The 21,528-nt window shown below is 33.0% G+C and carries 20 protein-coding genes; 9 read left to right on the top strand and 11 right to left on the bottom strand.

Annotated elements, in window-relative coordinates:
* Nucleotides 1-598: 598 nt before the first annotated feature.
* From ACN6NE_RS19605 to ACN6NE_RS19555, 11 genes are all read right to left on the bottom strand, one after another.
* Nucleotides 599-820: a helix-turn-helix domain-containing protein gene (locus ACN6NE_RS19605; protein ID WP_078082474.1), complete on the bottom strand. Its 222-nt coding sequence runs from the start codon at nt 818-820 to the stop codon at nt 599-601.
* 342 nt (nt 821-1,162) lie between these two features.
* Nucleotides 1,163-1,768: a winged helix-turn-helix domain-containing protein gene (locus ACN6NE_RS19600; RefSeq protein ID WP_474326739.1), complete on the bottom strand. Its 606-nt coding sequence runs from the start codon at nt 1,766-1,768 to the stop codon at nt 1,163-1,165.
* A gap of 1,060 nt (nt 1,769-2,828) precedes the next feature.
* Complete coding sequence (locus ACN6NE_RS19595) at nt 2,829-3,599, bottom strand: ParB N-terminal domain-containing protein (RefSeq protein ID WP_474326737.1); 771 nt, start codon at nt 3,597-3,599, stop codon at nt 2,829-2,831.
* 107 nt (nt 3,600-3,706) lie between these two features.
* Nucleotides 3,707-4,993, bottom strand: a complete 1,287-nt coding sequence (locus tag ACN6NE_RS19590; protein ID WP_474326735.1) for a replication protein — start codon at nt 4,991-4,993, stop codon at nt 3,707-3,709.
* Between the two features lie 1,134 nt (nt 4,994-6,127).
* The gene (locus ACN6NE_RS19585; RefSeq protein ID WP_061859972.1) at nt 6,128-6,619 is read right to left on the bottom strand and encodes a hypothetical protein; all 492 of its coding nucleotides are present in this window, start codon (nt 6,617-6,619) and stop codon (nt 6,128-6,130) included.
* The gene (locus ACN6NE_RS19580; RefSeq protein WP_061859971.1) at nt 6,619-6,876 is read right to left on the bottom strand and encodes a hypothetical protein; all 258 of its coding nucleotides are present in this window, start codon (nt 6,874-6,876) and stop codon (nt 6,619-6,621) included. Before ACN6NE_RS19580 ends, ACN6NE_RS19585 begins: the two co-directional genes overlap by 1 nt.
* A gap of 259 nt (nt 6,877-7,135) precedes the next feature.
* Nucleotides 7,136-7,486, bottom strand: coding sequence for a MalT transcriptional regulator family protein (locus tag ACN6NE_RS19575; protein ID WP_061859970.1), 351 nt, complete (start codon nt 7,484-7,486; stop codon nt 7,136-7,138).
* 113 nt (nt 7,487-7,599) lie between these two features.
* Complete coding sequence (locus ACN6NE_RS19570) at nt 7,600-7,758, bottom strand: hypothetical protein (RefSeq protein ID WP_171843290.1); 159 nt, start codon at nt 7,756-7,758, stop codon at nt 7,600-7,602.
* A 283-nt stretch (nt 7,759-8,041) separates the two neighbouring features.
* Entirely contained in the window at nt 8,042-8,791 is a 750-nt protein-coding gene (locus ACN6NE_RS19565) for an ABC transporter ATP-binding protein (protein ID WP_061859969.1), read from the bottom strand.
* Between the two features lie 232 nt (nt 8,792-9,023).
* On the bottom strand, nt 9,024-9,410 hold the full coding sequence (locus tag ACN6NE_RS19560) for a GntR family transcriptional regulator (RefSeq protein WP_061859968.1): 387 nt from the start codon (nt 9,408-9,410) through the stop codon (nt 9,024-9,026).
* Nucleotides 9,411-9,488: 78 nt separating this feature from the next.
* Complete coding sequence (locus tag ACN6NE_RS19555; RefSeq protein WP_061859967.1) at nt 9,489-10,235, bottom strand: ABC transporter ATP-binding protein; 747 nt, start codon at nt 10,233-10,235, stop codon at nt 9,489-9,491.
* A gap of 323 nt (nt 10,236-10,558) precedes the next feature.
* On the opposite strand from ACN6NE_RS19555, the gene ACN6NE_RS19550 reads away from it, so the two are divergent.
* From ACN6NE_RS19550 to ACN6NE_RS19510, 9 genes are all read left to right on the top strand, one after another.
* Nucleotides 10,559-11,482 carry an ABC transporter ATP-binding protein gene (locus tag ACN6NE_RS19550; RefSeq protein ID WP_061859966.1) on the top strand — a complete coding sequence of 308 codons (924 nt, stop codon included), beginning with the start codon at nt 10,559-10,561 and terminating at the stop codon, nt 11,480-11,482.
* Complete coding sequence (locus tag ACN6NE_RS19545) at nt 11,483-12,214, top strand: ABC transporter permease (RefSeq protein WP_474326732.1); 732 nt, start codon at nt 11,483-11,485, stop codon at nt 12,212-12,214. It abuts the gene before it with no gap.
* Nucleotides 12,215-12,237: 23 nt separating this feature from the next.
* A complete protein-coding gene (locus tag ACN6NE_RS19540) occupies nt 12,238-12,978 on the top strand; it encodes an ABC transporter permease (protein ID WP_061859964.1) in 741 nt (246 codons plus the stop codon).
* Between the two features lie 213 nt (nt 12,979-13,191).
* Nucleotides 13,192-14,517 (top strand): FtsX-like permease family protein, encoded by a 1,326-nt coding sequence (locus ACN6NE_RS19535; RefSeq protein WP_474326730.1) that lies wholly within the window; start codon nt 13,192-13,194, stop codon nt 14,515-14,517.
* A 209-nt stretch (nt 14,518-14,726) separates the two neighbouring features.
* Nucleotides 14,727-14,858: a type A2 lanthipeptide gene (locus tag ACN6NE_RS19530; protein WP_061859962.1), complete on the top strand. Its 132-nt coding sequence runs from the start codon at nt 14,727-14,729 to the stop codon at nt 14,856-14,858.
* A gap of 99 nt (nt 14,859-14,957) precedes the next feature.
* Nucleotides 14,958-18,179: a type 2 lanthipeptide synthetase LanM family protein gene (locus tag ACN6NE_RS19525; RefSeq protein ID WP_474326728.1), complete on the top strand. Its 3,222-nt coding sequence runs from the start codon at nt 14,958-14,960 to the stop codon at nt 18,177-18,179.
* A complete protein-coding gene (locus ACN6NE_RS19520) occupies nt 18,176-20,350 on the top strand; it encodes a peptidase domain-containing ABC transporter (protein WP_061859960.1) in 2,175 nt (724 codons plus the stop codon). Before ACN6NE_RS19525 ends, ACN6NE_RS19520 begins: the two co-directional genes overlap by 4 nt.
* The gene (locus ACN6NE_RS19515) at nt 20,347-20,868 is read left to right on the top strand and encodes a TlpA family protein disulfide reductase (protein WP_061859959.1); all 522 of its coding nucleotides are present in this window, start codon (nt 20,347-20,349) and stop codon (nt 20,866-20,868) included. Before ACN6NE_RS19520 ends, ACN6NE_RS19515 begins: the two co-directional genes overlap by 4 nt.
* Nucleotides 20,868-21,281: a vitamin K epoxide reductase family protein gene (locus tag ACN6NE_RS19510; protein WP_061859958.1), complete on the top strand. Its 414-nt coding sequence runs from the start codon at nt 20,868-20,870 to the stop codon at nt 21,279-21,281. Before ACN6NE_RS19515 ends, ACN6NE_RS19510 begins: the two co-directional genes overlap by 1 nt.
* The last annotated feature ends 247 nt before the right edge of the window (nt 21,282-21,528 follow it).

Genomic DNA, 21,528 nt, shown 5'->3' with positions numbered 1-21,528 from the left:
AACAGTAGGATGACTGCAAAGTCAAACAATGTGGCAGAGGGTAAAGGATATGAGAGAAAGCAAATGCCATTATCTCGAAAGAGAACAGGAAAGCAGGAAACTGTATAACTGGATGGATACTATCGTCCTTACGAACAAGCCCATGATAGGCCCGAATGGGAGCTGACTTCTCATTGGTCTCTCGTAGGAACATAAGGTTGTGGCTATCTTCTGACGAAAGAAACGTACTGTTATGTATACCTCCAGTTGGAGCGTCGGCGTACGTTTTACTTACCGATGTGGTGTGTGATGAGGATACGACAGCAAATGGACCTGCAATGGGAGGCTTGAGCCGTATGAGTTGAAAGGCTCACGTACGGTTCTTAGGGGAGTCAGGGGCAGTGATGCCCCTCGCTTACCCGACTTAACTGGAAATAAAGATATATGTTTATATAGACAGTTTAGATTGAGTTTATTTTGGATAAGAATAGAGATGTCACCTTCCGAGGGTTGACTAATGACAGGCAGGCACAGATTAATGACCTTCTATTTAATAGCGTAGAGGGTCATTTCTTTTAATTATCGAGGATAATAGGTAAATATATGTAATTGTGACTTTTTAAAAATTAAAAAAGTCTTCTATTTTAACCTTGGGATCAAGTTTCTTTAAAAGATTTATAACTTTTTTCATGGTTGAGCCTGAAGGAATATAATTTGCATCATTAAAAATCTTACCAGCTGTTTGTCTACCTAAATTAGTTACTTTCATAAATTCTGTTTGAGTATAGCCTTTTCCCATTAAATATTTTCCTAGTTTACTTTTCTTTGTTAATTTAGGCATATTAACACACTCCTTTTTATAAGGATTGACACATTTAAAAAAGCTATTCATTTTTTTAATGAAAAATCAGGCAAAAAATTTAAGTTGCCACATATAATAAACTATAAAACAAATGAAATATGATATTGCCTATATAAGAGTTGGAATAATGTCGATATTTTTGTCATAATCATATAGCATGAATACAGTTAAGACCGCCTTATACACTAATACATAATGGGCGGTCTTTGTTACGGATATACTATGATTTTAAACATTTTATATAAAAAGAAGAAGATCCTGTTTGAAAACAGGATCTTCTTCTTTACAACGATAAAAAACATGAACCAGTTAGATGTTTACTTAACTACTGAACCAACGTGACATAAAACCTTTTTTCTTTGTGTCCTTCTCACGTTCGTTACGTTCTACGAGATTTATAACACGATCAAATTTTTCAGACATAAAGTCTAGTTGGTCTTCTTTTTCTTTGTTTTGGCGTCTTAATTCTACATTTTCATCCAATGCTTTTTGCGTTAGCTTTACTAGCTCATTAAATTCCTGTTTGCTCACTGTATTCTCTTGGATATATGTCAGTTTGTTAATAACCTGTTCGAGAAAAGGTTGTAAAGATTCTTCTTGAACTGTTGTCGCAACTTCTTCTGATACACTCTGTATCAGATCCGTATCAGTTACCTTTGAGTCTTGACCGTCTATTGCAAATGCAGCCGCCTTCGCTAAACCCTCATCCTCTTCTTTAATCCTCTTAAGCATCTTGTACAGGACTAATTCATCCGCAGGACTATATAGGCGCATTCTTTTCTCGCCTTTTCTAAAAACATAACCAGCTTCCTCTAATACCCTTGAGTATTTTCTTAACGTACTTTCTGGCATATAAAATATTTTCGCTACCTCTGAGGGTTTCTTATATTTACTCTTACCTATCTCAACTTCAAAGGCATTGTCCATAAAAAACCACCTCTCTCTCCTTTAATATTATCTGACGCGCATCTGATACCCTTCAATAATCGATAATTTTTTAACCTTTATTTAATAGGAATCATATCTTCTTATTTTTTACAGGTATCAGATAGTGTGTCGTTTATGTATCAGATAATTTCAACGCATTTGTATATTTAAACACATTAAAAACAGCTCTGCAATCAATCCGCACGCTATGTATCAGATCTCACCAGATACTTCATCCACTTATAACGCACCAGATACTTTCATCTGATATATCAGATCGTGCGTTTCATAAAATTATCTGACACGCATCTGATATCCTTCAATAATCGATAATTTTTTAACCTTGTTTAAAAGGAATCAATTTTTCTTATTTTTTACGGGTATCAGATAGTCTATCCTTTATGTATCGGATGATTTCATCGCATTTCTTTATTTAAACACACCAAAAACAGCTCTGTAATAAATCCGCACGCTATGTATCAGATTGTATCAGATACTTCATTCATTTATAACGTATCAGATACTTTCATCTGATATATCAGATCGTGCGTTTCATGAAAAATACGATAATTTCTTCCTTTAAGTTCAATTAAAGATAAACTTGATTCTATCATTCTTCCAAATAAGTTTAAAAAATTAAGAAAATCTATCATTAGATTATCTTTAGTTCAACTAGTGACCATTTTTAGTTTGACTTAGGTTGAACTAAATGGAGCGTTCAACCTCGTCTGTATTTTTTGTGAATTAAAGCAACACAAAATAAAGCTACCTATTTTAGAAATGGAATTTCTGAAAATAAGGTAACTTAGTTAATAAAAATATAAGCTTTTACTGTCTTAAATATCCGTTGACTTCAATCAACAAATTAACCTTAAAGGTTTTTAACTTTTCATAAAAAAGTTTGGTTTATATTTCATTTTAAAGCTACAACAGCACAAGTTACTCATTCTATCAGTTTATAAATTTTTCAATATTGAAAGTATTTCTTCTATCTTGGATGCAGCAACACATATAGACACTGCTACGTAGTCATAAACGGTGAAAAAGCAAATTATTTCTCCTACGCATATACAACTGGTACTTTATCCATTTTCACAGTTTTGGCCACGATATAACGACGATAGCCATCTTTTAAGACCTTAGAGTCTTTCTCAATCGTTAACGGCTTGTCGAGGTGTCCTGTACGCTTCACAAATTCAATGACTTCCTCTGTTTTCACAGGGTTAGGGCGTGTCTTTAAGAAGGCTTCAGGAACGATAATGTCATCAAAACTCACGACATCCTTTGTCCCTTTTGGCTGAGTAGGTAGCTGCTTCTGTTGTGGCGCAGCCTTTTGCTCTTGTACAGGTGTTTTTTTCGCTTCTGGCTGTACTGTTTCAGCGTCCTTTTTCTCTTCTTTTGCTATAGGTTGAGAAACAGGATCTTGCTTTTCCTCCTGCTTGGTAGCTGCAACCTCTTGTTGAGCCTTAGAAACCTCTTGTTGAGCTTCTTTTTTATCGTTTGACTCATTGGCTTCTTTCTCGTTTTTATTCGGGAGAACGGTAATCTGAAAGCAGATGATACCAATTTCTCCAGGGCACTCGTCAATGGGAATATCTAACGTTGGTTCCCCTTGAACTAAGATCTTTTCATGCATAATACTCTTTTTTGTCAGTCCGGTTTTATTAAAGGCTTTCTTGGCAACAAACACCGTATACGAAATAAAGGTGCTCTTTTTCAGACCTTTAGGCGCAGAAGGTGAACCTTTTTCACGCATATCAAAGGCAACGTAGCGATCATATTCTCGTAGTGGTCCTGTCGCAGAGCCTGTTAGGGTCATTTTATGTGGCATGGTGATCTCCTCCTACATAGATTTATATATTAATTATTTAGAAGTATGTTCTAAATAATAATACTCTTACTAAACATCAGCTTCTAAGGGATTTCTTCACTTTTTGATTACGAAACTGAACCTTTTAACTGGTCCTGTTGGTGCAATAAGGCTTGTTCCTCTGGTGTTAAGACTTGTCCTAGATCCTGCTTCAGCTGTGCCATTTCTAACGAACTGTACGTAGAACTGTGTTCTTTGAGTATGTTTTCTTCTTCTGACGTTAGTTCTTGCCCTAAATCTTGCTTTAATTGGATCATTTCAAGCTGTTGATCTAAAGAAACAGTTGCTTCTTGTGTACACTCTTTTTGCTCCTGTTCAGCTTGTAACCAATCAGGAACCAATTCCTTACGGATGATCTGTTTAGGCGTAAATAAGGCTGCTGTTTCAGCTTCAGTATGTATGTCTGACTTAGATGCTTGTTCTTCTGTATTCCCTTTTAATAGATTGATAAATTGATTGTAAGCAATTTGATAAACAAGACGACACATTTCATCCAGTGATAGGGGAGTACCCTTATGATTCGCCTCATGCACATATTTATCTAAGCCTACAATGGCTGTATAAGCGACTTCATGAACTTGCTCTTTGATAATCTCAATCTCTGTATCTCGTTTTACTGCTTTAGCTGCATTTCGAATACGAGCATAAAAGTCTTTTAGTTGATGACCATATTTCCCTGCATACACGTTATTTACTTTTTTAGGCACACCTACGATATAAGCAAATGACTGGGAAGCAAATATTAAATGATTATTTAAATGATTTTTAGGTAAATCAAGGTTAATAAAGGGGGACGATGTTTTTTCGTCCTCAAAGCTTGGTGTATCAACGTTTTTAGCACTTTCTGGACTTGTCACAGGAGTTGTCACAGGAGTTGTCATTTCTTCTTGTTGAAGCGTTTGAATACCTGTTGTATCGTGTGCAAAAAAGATTTCATTGCAAATCTGATTAAAGTTCTTATGACTTTTAAGAACAAATACATAGCTGTCAGGATGAGCTCCTGTTGCATCTTCTTTGATATAACGTGCCACAAGCATAAAAGGTGTTTCCTTTAACGATTTCACAAAACGAGAAACGGTACTTTGAGATACATCAAATTTTTGCATAAGTGTTTTGGATTGGATCGCTTGAATGCCTGTAGCCACAAGGTTATAAATCACGTAATCTAACATTTCCATACGTTTTTTAGGGAATACTTTATGTAGGGCTTCTTGTTGTTGTTTAAAATAAGTACGAAGGGTTTCTAAAAACTCTTCTTTCTTTTTACGAAGGGTCGGTTTTTCTTTCCATAACCATTTGAATCGTCCGTTGAAGGTGTTTACATCGGGTAAATAGCAAGTCAATATCTTTGTCATTTGTTCATCTTCTCCTTTAAGGAACACAAAAAAGACATTATCTCCCTTGTAAAAGGAAAACAATGCCTCGATTAAGATAAACTAAGCCCTTGAAATAGATGTCAATATCGTATAAAATAAAACCATAAGTTTTATTTTGTACAAAACTAACTCTATTAACAAGAGACTTCGACAAGTGTTTTCCCTACCGTATTTAGGGGGAACGGTTTAAGAGTGTTGACGCACTACTTAAACAGTTGAAGTCTTTTTTCTATCCGCACGTTTTTGTTAGTTTTATTATAGCGTTAACTAGTCTCATAATTCAATAAAAATTAGCAAAATATATCAAAACAAGTATTTTTAGCTACGATCTGTTTGTTATTTCTTTAGGAGTCGACTTCATCATAGCTGAATTTGTGGAATTTGGGGAGGGGTATTTTTTTACCCCTCCCTAAATAGTTAGAAGTGTGTTATAATGCTGCATTTTTATAATATTAAAGATCTGGTAATTAGTATACTTTTAATGATAATGGTAAATATCTATTCTGGGTAGGGTGATTTTTTCTAATCCTTTTTTGGTAGATGGGGTAAGAAAAAATCACCCTATTCAATATGCTCATAATATGATATAGGTAGCTTTTAACTATAAAGGCAGAAGGGTAGTTTTGGCCTCAAAGATCGTACAGGAGGTTCCTTTATTAGTTATATAGAAGTTATAAGTTGATCCTAAGTTAAACTCTTGTGTTTAGATTTAAAAATAGAGGAGTAAACGACTTAGAGTTAGTAAAAAGTAATGCGCTACTATACAGTCCATTTAATTTTTACTGTATTGTTTGTGAGAGGGAAGCGTATATTTTATCTTGTTCCTTAAGATAGCTCTGTGAGGTTCTTACGCTTTATATAAGCTCGTTTAATATACTCTGAATAGTTTAACGCTTTTTGTATGGTTAGAAGCTCACAATGCCTGTTAAAAGTCTCAGTAACAAACTAAATAGCTTAGAAGTTTGCCGATCAAACAAACGTAATGTATCGATCAAGACATAGGTATGAAAGCTACTTTTACTCATTAATGGCCCTGTTGAACTTAGCTACTACAAATCTTCATTTCACTATACTATAAAAGCAGGCTAAGGCCTGCTTTTATAAACGCTACGATTAATCTTCAAATAAATGGTCCATTTCTTCTGCTGCTTCCCGTTTTCTTTTTTCCCTGAACTGCATTTTTTCTTCTTGAATCTTGTGTAGTGCAACTCTTTTGGCCTTCTTAGTAGCTTCTGTTTCACCGAATTGTGTGGACTTAAACTTTTGAATATTTAAATGGTCATATAAATTATTAACGAGTTCCATTAATACCCGAGTGTCTATTTGTGTGTTCTTTGTCGTTTCTTTTATCTCACTTAACTCATCGTCTAAGTACTGATAAAATCCACTTGCTCTTTTCAGGTAAGCCTGACCTATTGCGTCAATCGTAGCAGTGTCTAAAAATGTTTCATCAGGCTCATTATTTTTTAATCGTTCATATTTTCGAATGATATCTGCAATGGCATCCCCCGGAAAACGATAGCCTCTTTCTTTCATATGCTTATGAAGATATTCATCAGCCTCTTCACTTAAAGAAATCATTCTTCTGTGTTTGCTTGCTGTCATTATTCTTCATCCTCCCCAAAGAGTTTATTGAATGTACGATCCATATTTGTCATCGCATCTGAGCATCTTTGCATTGTATTTATCGTTCGATCATACAAATCATCAATAGCTTGTTCTCTCTTTTCTACTTCTTCCATAATGGATAATGTTTCGATTTGTTCTTTTAAAAAAGCTTGTCTAGAAACACCTTTCTCTTTAGCTAAACGATCTACTTTACTCACAGCAACCGGACATACATTTCTCACTTTAATCTCCATGTTTGTTCTCCTTTTCTGTGTTTTTATCGGGTCAACATAAAAAGCGTAAAAAACATGGTGAAGAGCATAAGGAGTTTTTGCCCCCACAGGGTGTGTGGGGCTAGGCAGAGCCTAGCTTCACCGTGATACCACGAAAGTTGCTTAGGTGCACACCTTAAGGTTCGTTTATGAGTATATAGTGTAGATATAGAGTCCCCTTTACAAGTAACTTATTGTGTATATTCTGATGATGTAAAGTCCCTCTGAAGGTCACGTCAGTTTATCGGGATTGAAGAAGTTTTCTTGATGATTCGTACTCTAAATGTTGAAATCTTTTAACGGCTTCTTTCATGGTAGATACACCTAATTTGCGTATAATATTTTGTCTTTGTGATTTGATTGTGGCTTCTTCTTTAGACAAAATCAACTGCATTTCCCGTCCGGAATATCCATCCAAAGCAAGCTCAAAAACTTGTTGTTCAGCAACGGTAAATTGATTGAGAAATACTTTTTCTTTCAAGATTTTGCATTCCTCTTCTACACGTTTTAGTCGAGCAACTTCATCCACTAAATCAGATGCGACACTCAAAATGTGTTCAATTCCCATTAAAAGTTTTTCACTTTGATCCATGATAAGACCCTCCTGTTTTTTGAGGGCAACCCATGTTATAATAGAAGTCCTTACGAGTTCTACATGGGGTGCTTTCCTAGCAGGGAAAGTGCCCTTTTATTTTGTTTTTTTCCTTACTTCTTTGAATCTTTAAAGAGTTCTTTCTCCAAAAGTTGAACAAGAAATTCTTTTTTGCTCACACCTTCTTCAATACATCTCTTCGCAAATTCTTTAAACAATTCTTCGGGAATATTAGCATTTAAACGCTTAAATCCAGACGGTGTTTTAGTCATGTAATCCCTCACACTTTTTAAATGCAAGTCACTCAAATAAGTGACTTGCATTTAGTCTAAAGGATATAATTACCAGGTTTAATAATTTTTTGTTGTTTTTTACATCTGAAAATTGGACACTATTCACCATATTTAGATCTTTATTCCATAGAGCACCTACTATAATGGCATTGCTTTGAATAAGAAGGATTATAAATAAAAGAAAGGTAGTTATTGAAAGGTTAAACGTTCATTTGTTTCTCTCAAATTTATGTTAGTGTAGAAGTAGTCAGTTATTATTTTCTTACACCCCACTTAATAATCTTTGTACTTGTAAAATATCTTTGAAAAGATTTGTCCTATCCTCTTCTCCTCTGTACAATTGGGTGTATGTCTGACCATCTTTTATAAAGATAATTCTGTTGCAATAGCTTGCTACTTCAGGGTCATGTGTAACTATTACGAGAGTAACATTTCTTTTCTTAACTATTTTGACTAATTTGTTTAATAAATTAATTGTGGCAATTGAGTCCAGATTACCAGTAGGTTCATCAGCAAATATAACCTTAGGCTGATGAATAATGGCTTGTGCTAAAGAAGAAAGTTGTATTTGTTCCTTAGAGATTTCAATTGGATATTTATCTTTCAGCTCGAAAATCCCTAGCTGTTTAGCTAACACCTCAAATTTTTGATTAGCTTCCGTATAAGGAGTTTTTGCTATAGATAGAGGTAAAAGAACATTTTCCTTTACAGTAAGTGTACTTAATAAATTGGAATCTTGAAAAATAAATCCAAGTTGTTTTTTTCGAAAACCTGCTAAATGTTTTTCTTTCATACTACTAATTTCGATTCCCTCAAACTTAATGATTCCTCTACTAATTTTCTTAATAGAGGAAAGGGCGTTAAGTAAAGTTGTTTTTCCCGAACCTGAAGCTCCCATAATTCCTAGAATTTCACCTTCTTTAACGTTAATATCTATGCCTTTTAATACCTTTTGCTTATTGAATTTATTTCCATAGCTTTTATGGATATTATTTGCCTCTATTATATTCATAGATACACTCCATTTCTGTATTTAAATAATTTCTGAAAAGTCTATTTTTATTATAAAAAAAATTCATGCTATTTCCATCTTTTTCCCGAACAAAAAAGCAAAGCATGTGACAATTTTGTCACATGCTTTGCTTTTAAAGAAGGTCATTTAATTTAAAAAGATGATTAGAAATCCAACATGTTTCCTCATGTGTAATTCTAATCTTAAAATCTATTATTTTATAAATAAATTCCTAAATGTCTTTTGAATATTTTCCATATATTTTGTTGCTGAAATATACAAGTGATGACAATTCTTCCGACTTCGTACCCAAGTATAAAATTTCGGTAAATAATTTTAGTATTTCTTCTTTTAAAACTTCTGCTCTTATGTTTTTATTGGCCTTATCACATTTATCAATATACTTGCCTTGGCCTCTTAACGTATAAATATAACCTTGATGTTCTAACTGGTTGTATGCTTTTTGTACGGTATGAATATTAACACCTAAATAATCAGCAAGTGATCTTAGTGAAGGAAGAGGCTGATTTTCTTTATACCGTTGATCAATAATTGACTGTTTTATGTAGTTAGCTATCTGTTCATAAATAGGCTCTTTCTTACGCTGATTATACTTCAAGATATAAACTACTTCCTGTAAAAGTCATAAGAAAAACTCCCTTACTATTTGGATCTAAATTGGGTTTGGCGGGGCCTTTTAAGATTCTCCTTCTAATGTAGATAATAAGTTAATAATTTTTTGGTGAAAAATTTTCTGATTTCCATCGCTGTAAATTTCGTTGTAAAATTTCCCATCTTTAATAAAAATAACTCGATTACAGTAGCTTGCTGCTACAGTATCATGTGTTACCATCATCATCGTTGCATTTTCTTGTTCATTTAATTGCTGTAATAATTGCATTACATCTTTTGAGGCTTTTGAATCTAAGTTTCCTGTGGGCTCATCTGCTAGTATAAGTTGTGGAGAGTGAATGATAGCACGTGCAATTGCTGTTCGTTGCATCTGTCCACCGGATATTTCATATGTTCTTTTCTTTAAAATAGTATGAATACCGAGTTTTTGTGTGACTATCTCCACACGCTTGTTCATTTCTTTCACGTTAATTTTATCGAGAGTGAGAGGTAACAGGATGTTTTCCTCTACTGTTAGCGTATCAAGTAAATTAAAATACTGAAAAACAAATCCTAAATCACGTCGACGAAACAAAGAAATATCTTTTCGACTTAATCGATGGGGGTTTTTTTTATTAATTATCACTTCACCAGAATTGGGAGAATCGATTGTAGAAACCATATTTAAAAGAGTGGTTTTTCCACTTCCCGAAGGTCCCATAATTCCTACAAACTCTCCTTTTTGGATAGAGAATTCAACACTATCTAATGCTTTATAGGGTACTTTACCCTCATAAATTTTTGTCAAGTTCTTCACTTCTAATATGTTCATAAATACACTTCCTTATCATCATTCTTATTCCCAGTGATAGTCTTATTTTAAAGGGAAAACATTACAATTGGCTAGAGAGATTGTCTTTTTCAAATCTTACAATTTTGTAAGGAAATTAAAGATATAAGGGGATTCATTGTAAACCATTAAAAGAATTAATTTCTCTGATTAAAATTACATATTATGGAACCTTACAAGAATGTAAGTAAAATTTAAGGTGAAAGGATGGTAAGATAAATTATATAAAATTTATACTTAAATAGAAAAAAGTTAAAAAATTTAACTTAATATTACATTTTTATTTTAAAAAGGAGACGAGATAGATGAGAAGTATATCTAATGAGGTTCTAGTAAGAACAAAACGATTAACAAAACAGTTTGAAGATCAAATATCAGTAGATCATCTTGACTTAGAAATTAAGCGTGGTCAAATTTTTGGATTTCTTGGCCCAAATGGAGCAGGAAAAACGACAACCATACGAATGCTTTTAGGTCTAATGAAGCCTACAGAGGGAGAGGTTGAACTTTTTGGAAAAACTTTTAGTAATAGTCGATTAGAGATATTAAAACGAATAGGTGCCCTAGTAGAGGCCCCTTCTTATTATAGAAATCTAACAGGATACGAAAATTTAAGGTTATCTAGTAAGATTTTAGGGGTGTCAGAACAACGAATTCATGAGGTTCTAGATATTGTTCGCCTCACAGAAGCAGCCAACAAAAAGGTAAAACAGTATTCTCTGGGGATGAAGCAGAGATTAGGAATAGCATTAGCTTTATTGGGATCACCAGAGTTACTTATTTTAGATGAACCAACTAATGGATTGGACCCAAATGGTATTCACGAGATTCGTCAATTAATTAAGCGCATGCCCCAAGAGTTTGGAATTACCGTTATCATATCCAGCCATAACTTAGCAGAAATTGAAATGGTTGCTTCGCATGTTGGGATTATTCAATCTGGAAAATTGAAATTTCAGGGTACTCTAGACGAAATTAAAGAAGGGAACAAACCTGTTCTGGAGATAAAAGCAAATAATTTATATAAGGCGCAAAACATTCTTCAAAAGTTTGATGTTATCTCTCAAATAGAAGGTGACACTCTACTTATTAATAATTTTACTGGGAAAGCGTCAGAAATTAATAAACAGTTAGTATCAAATAATATAGATGTTGAGCACCTAGTTGTTAAGATGAGAACTTTAGAAGATATTTTCCTAGATATAACAGGGCAAGTGGAGGCGGTCTAAATGTTTTGGCGTATAGTAAATGCAGAACGGATGAAATTAAAAAGTAATTGGGTCCTTTTTTCTGTTGTAATGGCGCCCCTATTTGTATTACTAATTCAATTTGCAAACTTTATGTTTCGTTATCAAAGTGTAGTCAGGAAAGGTGATATACCTTGGGTTAAATTTATTGAGCAACATGCTGTTATTTGGGCAGTAATGATTCTTCCTATCTTAGCTGCGGTATTGTCTAGCATATTAATAGGAGTAGAAAATACAGATAACAATTGGAAGTATATACTTAGCCTACCTTTTAAACGTGGATATATTTATTTAGCTAAACTTTCTATTATCTTTTATCTATTGGTAGTAAGTTCCATTTTACTTGGGTTAGGTATGATTGTGAGTGCAAGCCTTCTAGATTTTCCTGGGCAAGTACCAATAGTATTTCTTATAAAAACATTATTGGGAGCATTGGTTGGGGTTTTTGCAATTTTAAACATTCAATTTTGGTTGAGTACGAAGTTTGAAAACCCTGGTATTCCTTTAGCAATTGCAATTTGTGGTACAGTCACAGCTTTATTCCTATTACAATCTACGTTTACACGCTGGTTACCATGGGTGTATCCATATTTAACTCTTCCTATCAAATTAAATGAAGGAATCAATATTATATGGTATGTATGTCAATCTGTTATATTAGGATTTTTATGCTTTGGAGCTGGTCTACGTCAATTTGTAAATAAAGATGTATAAATAAAAAGGAGGTTCATTAGACCGTGCATTTTATCCAGATACTACAAATGGAATTCCGTAAATTAAAACGATCTTATTCTTGGTTACTAATGTTTACAGCACCTTTACTAATGGTTGCATTTGGAGCCTACAATTTTGTTCGTTATAAAGATGTATTTCTGCAAGGTAATGCTGTACCTTGGGAGAAATTAATTAGTCAAATTGTTACTTTTTATGGTTTATTGCTATTACCCTTATCAATTGGAGTATTAGCAGTATGGCTAGCTCGTATAGAGCATGCAGAAAATAATTGGAAATATTTATTAACTCTTCCTATCAATAGAACATATATATATATTGCTAAAACGATTATTCATATTTTATTAGTAGGTTTATCAATGATAATACTATATGTCGGTATTATCATTGCAGGTAAACTTGTAAGTGTAGGGGATATTCCTTATCAAACCATGTTCCTGAAGATTTTATCTTGCTGGGTAACTTGTTTACCACTATTAGCTATTCAAATGATACTCAGCATACGTTTTACTAATATAGGAATTCCTGTAGGAGTAGGCTTAGCTGCCTCTATAGCTACCATAATTATTTCTAACAGTGCTGCTGGTAGATACTACTTCTGGTCTTTTCCATACTTTTCATTACTACCCAATAATGAGAAAGCAGGTAGTATATCTCCTGTCTATATGATGGTGTTTTCCACTTGTGTATTTATAATTGTTATATTAATGGGTTGCTTTAAATTTCGAAAGCAAGAAGTACAATGATAATTTAAATACAAAATTATGAAGTGATTTTAATAAATTATTCTTGTCTTAACTTTACTTAAACAATGGTTTTTTTATGAAAATTAGCTAAACAAAGAAGTGATTTTTGATTACAGTATATAAAATTGAATTTTATTTTTCTAATAAAGAAAGTGAAATTCAATTTTATATTCTTCTTTAAGTTCCTGTATTTAACTAAAAGGAGAAAGAAATATGACATTTAATCAATTAGTATGTAAAAATATTTTTCGTAATAAAAGGACATATAGTGCTTATTTCTTTAGTAGTTCTTTTTCTATAATGGTTTTTTTTATGTATGCTTTATTCGCTTATCATCCAGCTTTTTCCGTAGATATTATAGGAGGATATGTTTCTTTAGGTTTACACTTTGCCGAGTTTATTATTTATCTTTTTTCTATTTTTTTCGTTTTATATTCAATGGGAACTTTCTTAAAGTCCCGAAGAAAAGAATTTGGAATTTTAGTTATAAATGGAATGTCTCATAATCAATTAAGATATTTAATATTTTTAGAAAATATGATTATCGGATTTTTTTCAATAATCTTTGGAGTTGTGGGTGGTTTACTTATAGCTAAATTACTTTTATTAGTTGGTGAAAATACTCTTGGAATGAGAGGACAACTATCATTTTATTTTCCTATAAAAGCCCTCATTCTAACATTCACAGCATTTTTAATGCTCTTTTTTATAATATCTCTTTTTACCACTAACTTTGTAAAAGATAATAATTTAATTGACTTGTTAAAAGGTGATAGTAAGCCAAAACCTGAGCCTAAATCCTCCATTACTTTATGTATTATTTCTTTATTGTTACTAGGGGTGAGCTACGTAATAGCGTTAATATCTAAAGAGGTTCTTGTAATAGTTGTGATGGTTCCTGTTACGATTGCTGTGATCATTGGGACTTATTTATTTTTCTCACAATTAAACGTGTTTGTTTTACATCAGTTAAGAAAGATAGAAAAATTTTATAAAAATAATATAAATTTGATAGTGATATCAAATCTTATATATAAAATGAGAGATAATGCTCGTCTCTTTTTTATAATTACAATCGTTTTAACTGTTACATTTTGTTCTATAGGTACGCTTGTAGGGGTTTGTTCGATGATAGCACAAACGAATAAAATTAATGAAAATGGAATTAATATAGTTTTATTTATTGGCTTTTTTATAGGAGCTGTTTTCTTTATATCAGCTGGAAGCTTTGTTTATTTCCGTATTTACAGTGACCTTGAAGATGAAATAAAACAATATCAATATTTAACGAAGCTTGGGCTAACTAGTGAAGAGCTATCACGTATCGTTACATTCCAACTTGCGGCAATCTTCTTTGTGCCAATTATAGTAGCCACCATTCATGGAATTGTTGCATTAACTGCTTTACAACATTTATTTAATTTTAATTTAGCTAGAGAGTCAATTCTTGTATTGAGTTCCTTTATAATAATACAAGTTATATATTTTACCATTATGCGCTATAAACACCTAATTACTATTAAGCAAAGAGTAGAATAATTATAAAAATAATAGTATTTTTGCCAAAAGACCATTTTATATAAAATGGTCTTTTTGAATGGTAAATTAATCTTTATTTTTACATAAAGTTCATTATTGTTACAAAAATATACATAAAATTTACAAAATGTACTAGATTAATTACAAAATATGTGTATAATGAGAATTGTTAGGCGCCTGATACATAAAAATACGGGGAGGAATTAACCATGGAAGAGTTAAAAAATGTATTAGTTTCACTTACTGACGAGGAATTAGAAGAAGCTGCAGGTGCAGCAGGATGTGGATGGTCATGCACAATTACTGATGATTGTCCAAACAGTGTATTTGTTTGTTGCTAATTAAAAAACCAATTTGTAAGTAAAGTTAAGACAAGAGGGGGATCTATCACTCTTGTCTTAATTGTTTTGTAGAATTTATCTCTATATGAGGGAGAGAAGATGATGGTCAGTACTTTTTCAAAAGAAATAAATCTTAAAGATTTGAAAAGGGGATTATATTTAACCGAACGTGATGTACAGATAAGTTTTACAAATAATTTGATGGAAAATGAAAATAAAGAAACAACATGGATTCAACAAACTGGGTTACCTTTGGAATATATAGAAAAGCGTCTTTCAGATGATGGCTTGAATAGAGAAAAATTCAAAAATATTTTAGCAAATAGGGATGACCCCACTTCTTCACAAGAAGAACCTAGTTGGATTAAAACATTAGAAGCTATTTTTAATAGGGGAAATTTGGAATTTGAAAATGTATTGTTTGATAACAAAGAGTTAGATAAACATCCTTTTCTTCCTTTTTTGCAGCCCTTTTTAAAATATACTAAATCCATCATTGATAAAAAATATAATGGCTATAAATCTACTAGATACGAAGCAATTATACCAGCTGATGTTCTAGAAAAAGCAGTTATAGAACCCACTTGTAAGGGTTTACTAACTTTATCTATGAGAGTATTAATTTACGAATTAAACTTAGCACGAGTTGAAAATCGTTTAGAAGGTGAATCCTCTGAATTACGCTTTCAAGATTTTATAAGAAATCACATATCAGAACACCATAATATATACATACTTTTAACTAAATATCCTGTACTAGCACGTCTTTTAGTGGAAACAATGGAAAAATGGCAACACGCCATATTTGAAGCGATTGACAGACTTTTAAAAGACCATTCATTAATTAATCATTCTTTTAAAGGGAATTTTGATAAGTTGGTGAAAATTCATACTGGGCAAGGTGACTTACATTGTAATGGACGAAGCGTGTTATCAATGGAATTTGCAACAGGAGAAAAAATTGTTTACAAGCCAAGATCTTTATCAATTGACGTTCACTTTAACAATTTAATTCAGTGGGTGAATAGTAAAGGATTTAAACCTATCTTACAACCTCCACATGTAATAAATCGCGGTCAGTATGGATGGCAGGAATTTGCAAACTATGAAGAGTGCGAAAGCAATGATGCTTGCAATAAATTTTATGAACGGTTAGGTGCTTATGTTGCTATTCTTCATATGTTACATGCTACAGACATGCATATGGAAAATATGATTGCATCCGGAGAACACCCCCAGTTTATAGATTTAGAGTCTTTGTTTCATAACTTAGATGCAATAGCTGAAACCAAACTTACAGCTTTACAAAAAACTTCAGAAGAATTATCCCAATCTGTTCTGAGAACGGCTATTTTACCTGCTTCACTCTTTAAAACAGGTTCTTTTCGTTCTATCGAAATAAGTGGAATAGGGGGACACGCTGGCCAAAGACTTCCAAGACCTGTTTATAAATTAGCAAATAAGAATACAGATAAGATGAAAATGATAAAGGAAGTTGGCTTTCATACCGGTGCAAAAAATCGTGTAATGTTAAATGGTGAAGAGGTAGCACCAGAAAACTATATCCCTCAAATTACTGAAGGTTTTAAAAAAGCCTATATGATATTTTTAGAAAATAAAGACGAACTTTTAAGTCACCAAGGACCTATTATGAATTTTAAAGGGGATAAAGTGCGTTCAATTCTCCGTCACACACAATCCTACTCAACTATGCTAGAAGCTTCATTACATCCAGATAAACTAAAGAATGGTTTGGATCGTGTTCACTTGTTCGATTATTTATGGCGAATAGTTAAATTTAATTCAAAGATGGAACACTTTATTTCATCTGAAACTCGCGATTTATTAAATGGAGATATTCCTTATTTTGTATCTGAAGTCGACTCTTTATCTGTTTGGGATAGTCAGGGGAAAGAAATAAAAAATTTCTTCCTGAATTCTGCGCTTGATCATACTTTACGTAGAGTTGAGGATTTTAGTTTAGAGGATTGTAAAAAACAAATAAGATATATTCAAACCTCTATGGCTACGATGTTAAAAAGATGGGACTTTAAAGAATATAGAAGCAATAGCTCTAAATTTATTCCAGAGAAAATATCTTCAAGAGAAGATTTTATAAACGAAGCAAGAAAAATTGGCGACAAACTCTTACAATCATCTTTCTGGGGAGATGATAAGAAAGACATTAACTGGATCGGCATAGGTGCTTCGCTTAATGATCGATGGTTATTCACTCCTTTAGATGCAACCTTATATGATGGAGTATTAGGAGTCTCCTTGTTTTACGCTTATTTATCGGAAGTTTCTGGGGAAATATCTTATAAGAATGTAGCAAAAGCTGCTGTAAATTCTGCCAATGATTTTCTCGAAAGGTACGATGGATTAAGTTCATTATCTGCATTTCATGGTTATGCATCAATCTCTTATGTTTTCAGTCATTTATCTGTATTATGGAATGATGAAAAATATATGAATGAGGCTCTTCAAGCTCTTTACCAATGTGAAAAATGGATTGAAAAAGATAACATGTACGACTTAATAGGGGGAGTAGCAGGCACTCTCTTAGTATCTTTAAGACTTTATAAATTAACTGGCTGTAGCAGAGCTCTGAATATTGCCATTAAATGTGGTGAACATCTTATCAAAAATGCAAGAAAGCAAAAAGAAGGCTATGGATGGGTCTCCTTTATGGATAATGAGACTGCTTTAGTAGGATTGTCTCATGGTGCTGCCGGGATTGCATGGGCTTTATCAGAGTTATATGCCCAAACTAACGACAAAAGATTTCTAGAATTTAGCAAGCAAGCTATTAGATATGAGCGTAGTATGTTTATTCCTGATGAAGGAAATTGGGCGGATTTAAGATACCGTGAGGAACGAAAAAACCTAGGAATTAGCACTCCAGTTCAGTGGTGTCACGGTTCCGCAGGTATAGCATTAGGACGTTTAATGACAAAACTTCATTGGGAAGATGCTGAAATGAATAAGGAAATAGATGTAGCTATAAAAACTACATTAGAGGAAGGTTTTGGAGGCAGCCATTGCCAATGTCATGGAGATTTTGGCAATATAGAAGTTCTTTTATTAGCATCAGATATATTATGTAATGACGACTTGTTAGAGAAGGCACAGCAGATTGGTTCGTCTATCGTAAAAGAAGCTGAGAAGAGTGGATGGTTCTGTGGAATTCCCCAAAATGAAGAGACTCCTGGATTTATGCTAGGGTTAGCTGGAGTAGGATATGGCTTGCTAAGGCTTGCTAATCCTAATACAGTTCCCCCAGTAGTCACTTTAGGAACTCCTCTGAGGAATGGAAAATGATAAAGAGCAGGAATAGACGTTACCGTATTCCTTTCATCGAACAGATGGAACAATCGGAATGTGGACTATGCTGTTTAGCAATGATTCTTTCATATTATAAAAGTGAATACACATTATGGGAGCTAAGGGATAATTGGGGTGGCGGACGTGAAGGCATAAACCTACTAATTATAAAAAAGATTGCAGAATCCTTGAATTTAGAAACAGCTGCTCAGCGTGTATCTGCTAAAAACCTTGATAAAATTCAACTCCCTGCCATTTTACATTGGCAGGGAAATCACTTTGTGGTAATAGAAAAAATTCATAATAATAACATACACATAGTAGATCCAGCAATGGGGCGTCGAGTCATAAATTTAGAAGAGATGAATATCAACCAAGAATTTATCTGTCTGTCTATTCAGCCAACTACAGATTTAAAACGTCGTAAGATAAAAAAAGTTTGGCATGAATATATAAAATTTTTAATGAAGGAGCCTCGTTTAGTCAGTTTTATTATCTTATTTTCATTATGTGTTCAGCTTCTTGCTATCGTTACGCCCATGTCTGTCCAATTCATAGTAGATAACGTAATAATGAAAGAAGATAACTATAATTTTACAGGTATACTACCAATTGCATTGATACTATTAGTGGCTCTTCAATTTATTTTTTTCTTATTAAGGGCAAGAACTCTTGTTTATTTACAAAACCGTCTTGATTGGAATTTGATGGAACGTTTTTTTAGCAGTTTATTAAAATTACCCTTTCACTTCTTCCAAATGCGATCAAGTGGGGACTTAATACTGAGGGCGAACAGTAATATGATTGTTCGGGAGATTTTATCCACTAGAACGGTAACAATGTTATTGGACGGCGGTTTAATTATATGCTTTTTATTTTATATGTTTTATAAGTCTCCGTATTTGAGTATTTATGTTGTAGCAATAGGAATAATTCAAGTTGCCTTAATGTTGATTGGTAACCGTTATACTAGTCGATTATCTCAGGAGGAGATTTTGAAACAAACAAAGGCTTCAAGCTACTTAGCTGAGGTGCTACGAGGTATATTGGTAGTGAAATCAGTAGGGGTAGAATCTAGGGTACATAATGAATGGGCAAATATGTTTTTGGAACAAATTAAAGCTTCTAAAAGACGAGGAATCTTTAGTGCTTATGTAGACAGTGTTATGCAATCTTTACGTATTGCTGCACCTCTAATTGTTCTTTTGATAGGAGCCCAGGAAGTCATTTCTAAAAATATGTCAATTGGTTCAATGTTAGCTTTCTACACGCTATCTATTAGTTTTTTTACTCCTTTAACCTCTTTAGTTACAACTTCTAACCAGATGGTTTTAATGGGAACTTATTTTAGACGTATCTTAGATATACTTGAAGCTACTCCTGAACAAAATGATGAGCTCGTTGTAAGTCCGCCTGAACTCCAGGGGGAAATTGAACTTAAAAATGTTAGCTTCAAATATAATCAGTATGGTCCTACCATTGTAAGGAATGTATCTTTAAAAGTTCATCCTGGTCAATTTATAGCTATTGTAGGAACTACAGGTTCTGGGAAGAGTACCTTAGCTTCGCTTTTACTAGGATTGTATCAACCTACAGAAGGACAAATACTATTTGACAAGCAAGATATTAAATATATGGATAAATCCAAGTTTCGTCAGCAGATAGGCGTAGTTACCCAACAAATACATTTATTTAACAAATCTATTTTTCAAAATATTGCATTCCATAATGAAAATCTTACTTCTAGAGAGATAATCGAATCTGCAAAACTTGCAGAAATTCATGAGGACATAATGGGTTTACGTATGAATTATGAAACTGTTCTTTCTGAGGAAGGAAGCAATTTATCCGGTGGACAACGTCAACGTCTTGCTTTGGCCCGGGCTCTTGTAAATAAACCCAAAATTTTGTTATTAGATGAAGCGAGTAGCGCACTAGATACAGTTACAGAACAAAAGATTCATCAGAATTTAGAGAAATTAAATTGTACGAGGATTGTTATTGCACATCGATTAAGTACAGTTAAAAAAGCAGATAAAATTATAGTCGTAGATAATGGAGAAATTATAGAAACTGGAAGTCATGAGGAATTACTAGACCTGGGTCGTGAGTATAGGAATCTTTATGAAAATCAATTAACAAAAAGGACTATGGAGGTATCTAGATGAAGAAGTATTTTCAAATTGGAGCTTTAGCTTTTGTAATTATCATAGTTGGATTTGGAATTTGGGCATATAATAATCCACAAGCTGCTATAGAGACATTTTTTGATATGGGTGGTAATGAAGAGGGTGAATCTATTCCACTTATAACTGGAAAAGAAGTGAATGGAGATACTATATCTTTAAAACAGTATGAGGGTAATAAATTCGTAGTTATGCTTGGTAAAATTGATTGTGAAGTGTGTCAAAAAGCTTATCCGACATTGGAAAAGTTAAAAGCAGAACACCCTGATACCCGATTTGTATTAATAGGACAAGGAAGTCCGCAAGCTTATGCTAAGGTAAAAAAAGAACATGGTTTTGAATTTCCTCTTATTTCGGCAAGCAAGGATATTCAAAAGCAAATGAATTTCAAAACTTTTCCTGTTTTTTATCTAGTTGACAAAGATGGTGTTATTGTTAAGAGATTAAATGGATTTGATAAGGAGAAATTACAGAACATTCTTAATGAAGGTGAGTCTTGATGAAAACTAGTGTACAAATTATAACTTTACAAGTAATTGCGATTTTAGGCTTGATCATTTGTATCTATTTATATCTATCTCATGTTGCTAGTAGTTATTTCTGTCCTGTAGGAGATTGTTTGAAGGTAAATAGTAGTCAATACGCTGAAGTAGGTAATATCCCCATGTCTATATTAGGTATTTCTTTTTATGCGTTCTTGTTTGTATTAACTTTTTTCCTAAAAAGAAATTTCTTCAAATTGATTATTAAGGTTTCCTTAGTAATCGGATTATTGTTCTCTATGTATTTAACTTATCTAGAGTTATTTGTAATTAAAGCCATTTGTTTCTGGTGTGTAATGTCGTTTTCTCTTGTTATTATAGGAAGTATAGTAGCATTTTCCCCTTTTTCGAAAAATGTAAGTGAAGTTTAAAATAAGAATTGTTTTTCGCTTTTTAATTCTAAAAAGTGTAGTACACATATAGCAAAGCGTTAGCATTACTTAAAATTGAGTGCTGTGAAAGATTAAATACTTATTTTAATGAAGGACTGGTTGGTTTTGAAAGACTTAGCAGTGACTTCAGTAAACATATTAACTTGAGTTGAAGTAGATATTCTTATCTCACACAAGGCTTTTTAGTTATGAACCGATATGTTTAATGTAAGAGCCTTTCAGGGGC

The organism is Priestia sp. 53B2, from assembly GCF_056099005.1.
The sequence above is the reverse complement of the archived record's forward strand: the minus strand, read 5'-3'. Positions and strand labels throughout refer to the sequence as shown.

What these genes read in the sequence shown, in the direction of transcription:
- ACN6NE_RS19570 (WP_171843290.1), bottom strand. Translation starts at nt 7,758, where the DNA reads ATGACTAAAACACCGTCTGGATTTAAGCGTTTAAATGCTAATATTCCC.
- ACN6NE_RS19510 (WP_061859958.1), top strand. Translation starts at nt 20,868, where the DNA reads ATGAAAACTAGTGTACAAATTATAACTTTACAAGTAATTGCGATTTTA.
- ACN6NE_RS19605 (WP_078082474.1), bottom strand. Translation starts at nt 820, where the DNA reads ATGCCTAAATTAACAAAGAAAAGTAAACTAGGAAAATATTTAATGGGA.
- ACN6NE_RS19595 (WP_474326737.1), bottom strand. Translation starts at nt 3,599, where the DNA reads ATGCCACATAAAATGACCCTAACAGGCTCTGCGACAGGACCACTACGA.
- ACN6NE_RS19550 (WP_061859966.1), top strand. Translation starts at nt 10,559, where the DNA reads ATGAGAAGTATATCTAATGAGGTTCTAGTAAGAACAAAACGATTAACA.
- ACN6NE_RS19515 (WP_061859959.1), top strand. Translation starts at nt 20,347, where the DNA reads ATGAAGAAGTATTTTCAAATTGGAGCTTTAGCTTTTGTAATTATCATA.
- ACN6NE_RS19545 (WP_474326732.1), top strand. Translation starts at nt 11,483, where the DNA reads ATGTTTTGGCGTATAGTAAATGCAGAACGGATGAAATTAAAAAGTAAT.
- ACN6NE_RS19520 (WP_061859960.1), top strand. Translation starts at nt 18,176, where the DNA reads ATGATAAAGAGCAGGAATAGACGTTACCGTATTCCTTTCATCGAACAG.
- ACN6NE_RS19585 (WP_061859972.1), bottom strand. Translation starts at nt 6,619, where the DNA reads ATGACAGCAAGCAAACACAGAAGAATGATTTCTTTAAGTGAAGAGGCT.
- ACN6NE_RS19565 (WP_061859969.1), bottom strand. Translation starts at nt 8,791, where the DNA reads ATGAATATAATAGAGGCAAATAATATCCATAAAAGCTATGGAAATAAA.
- ACN6NE_RS19600 (WP_474326739.1), bottom strand. Translation starts at nt 1,768, where the DNA reads ATGGACAATGCCTTTGAAGTTGAGATAGGTAAGAGTAAATATAAGAAA.
- ACN6NE_RS19535 (WP_474326730.1), top strand. Translation starts at nt 13,192, where the DNA reads ATGACATTTAATCAATTAGTATGTAAAAATATTTTTCGTAATAAAAGG.
- ACN6NE_RS19580 (WP_061859971.1), bottom strand. Translation starts at nt 6,876, where the DNA reads ATGGAGATTAAAGTGAGAAATGTATGTCCGGTTGCTGTGAGTAAAGTA.
- ACN6NE_RS19575 (WP_061859970.1), bottom strand. Translation starts at nt 7,486, where the DNA reads ATGGATCAAAGTGAAAAACTTTTAATGGGAATTGAACACATTTTGAGT.
- ACN6NE_RS19555 (WP_061859967.1), bottom strand. Translation starts at nt 10,235, where the DNA reads ATGAACATATTAGAAGTGAAGAACTTGACAAAAATTTATGAGGGTAAA.
- ACN6NE_RS19590 (WP_474326735.1), bottom strand. Translation starts at nt 4,993, where the DNA reads ATGACAAAGATATTGACTTGCTATTTACCCGATGTAAACACCTTCAAC.
- ACN6NE_RS19530 (WP_061859962.1), top strand. Translation starts at nt 14,727, where the DNA reads ATGGAAGAGTTAAAAAATGTATTAGTTTCACTTACTGACGAGGAATTA.
- ACN6NE_RS19525 (WP_474326728.1), top strand. Translation starts at nt 14,958, where the DNA reads ATGATGGTCAGTACTTTTTCAAAAGAAATAAATCTTAAAGATTTGAAA.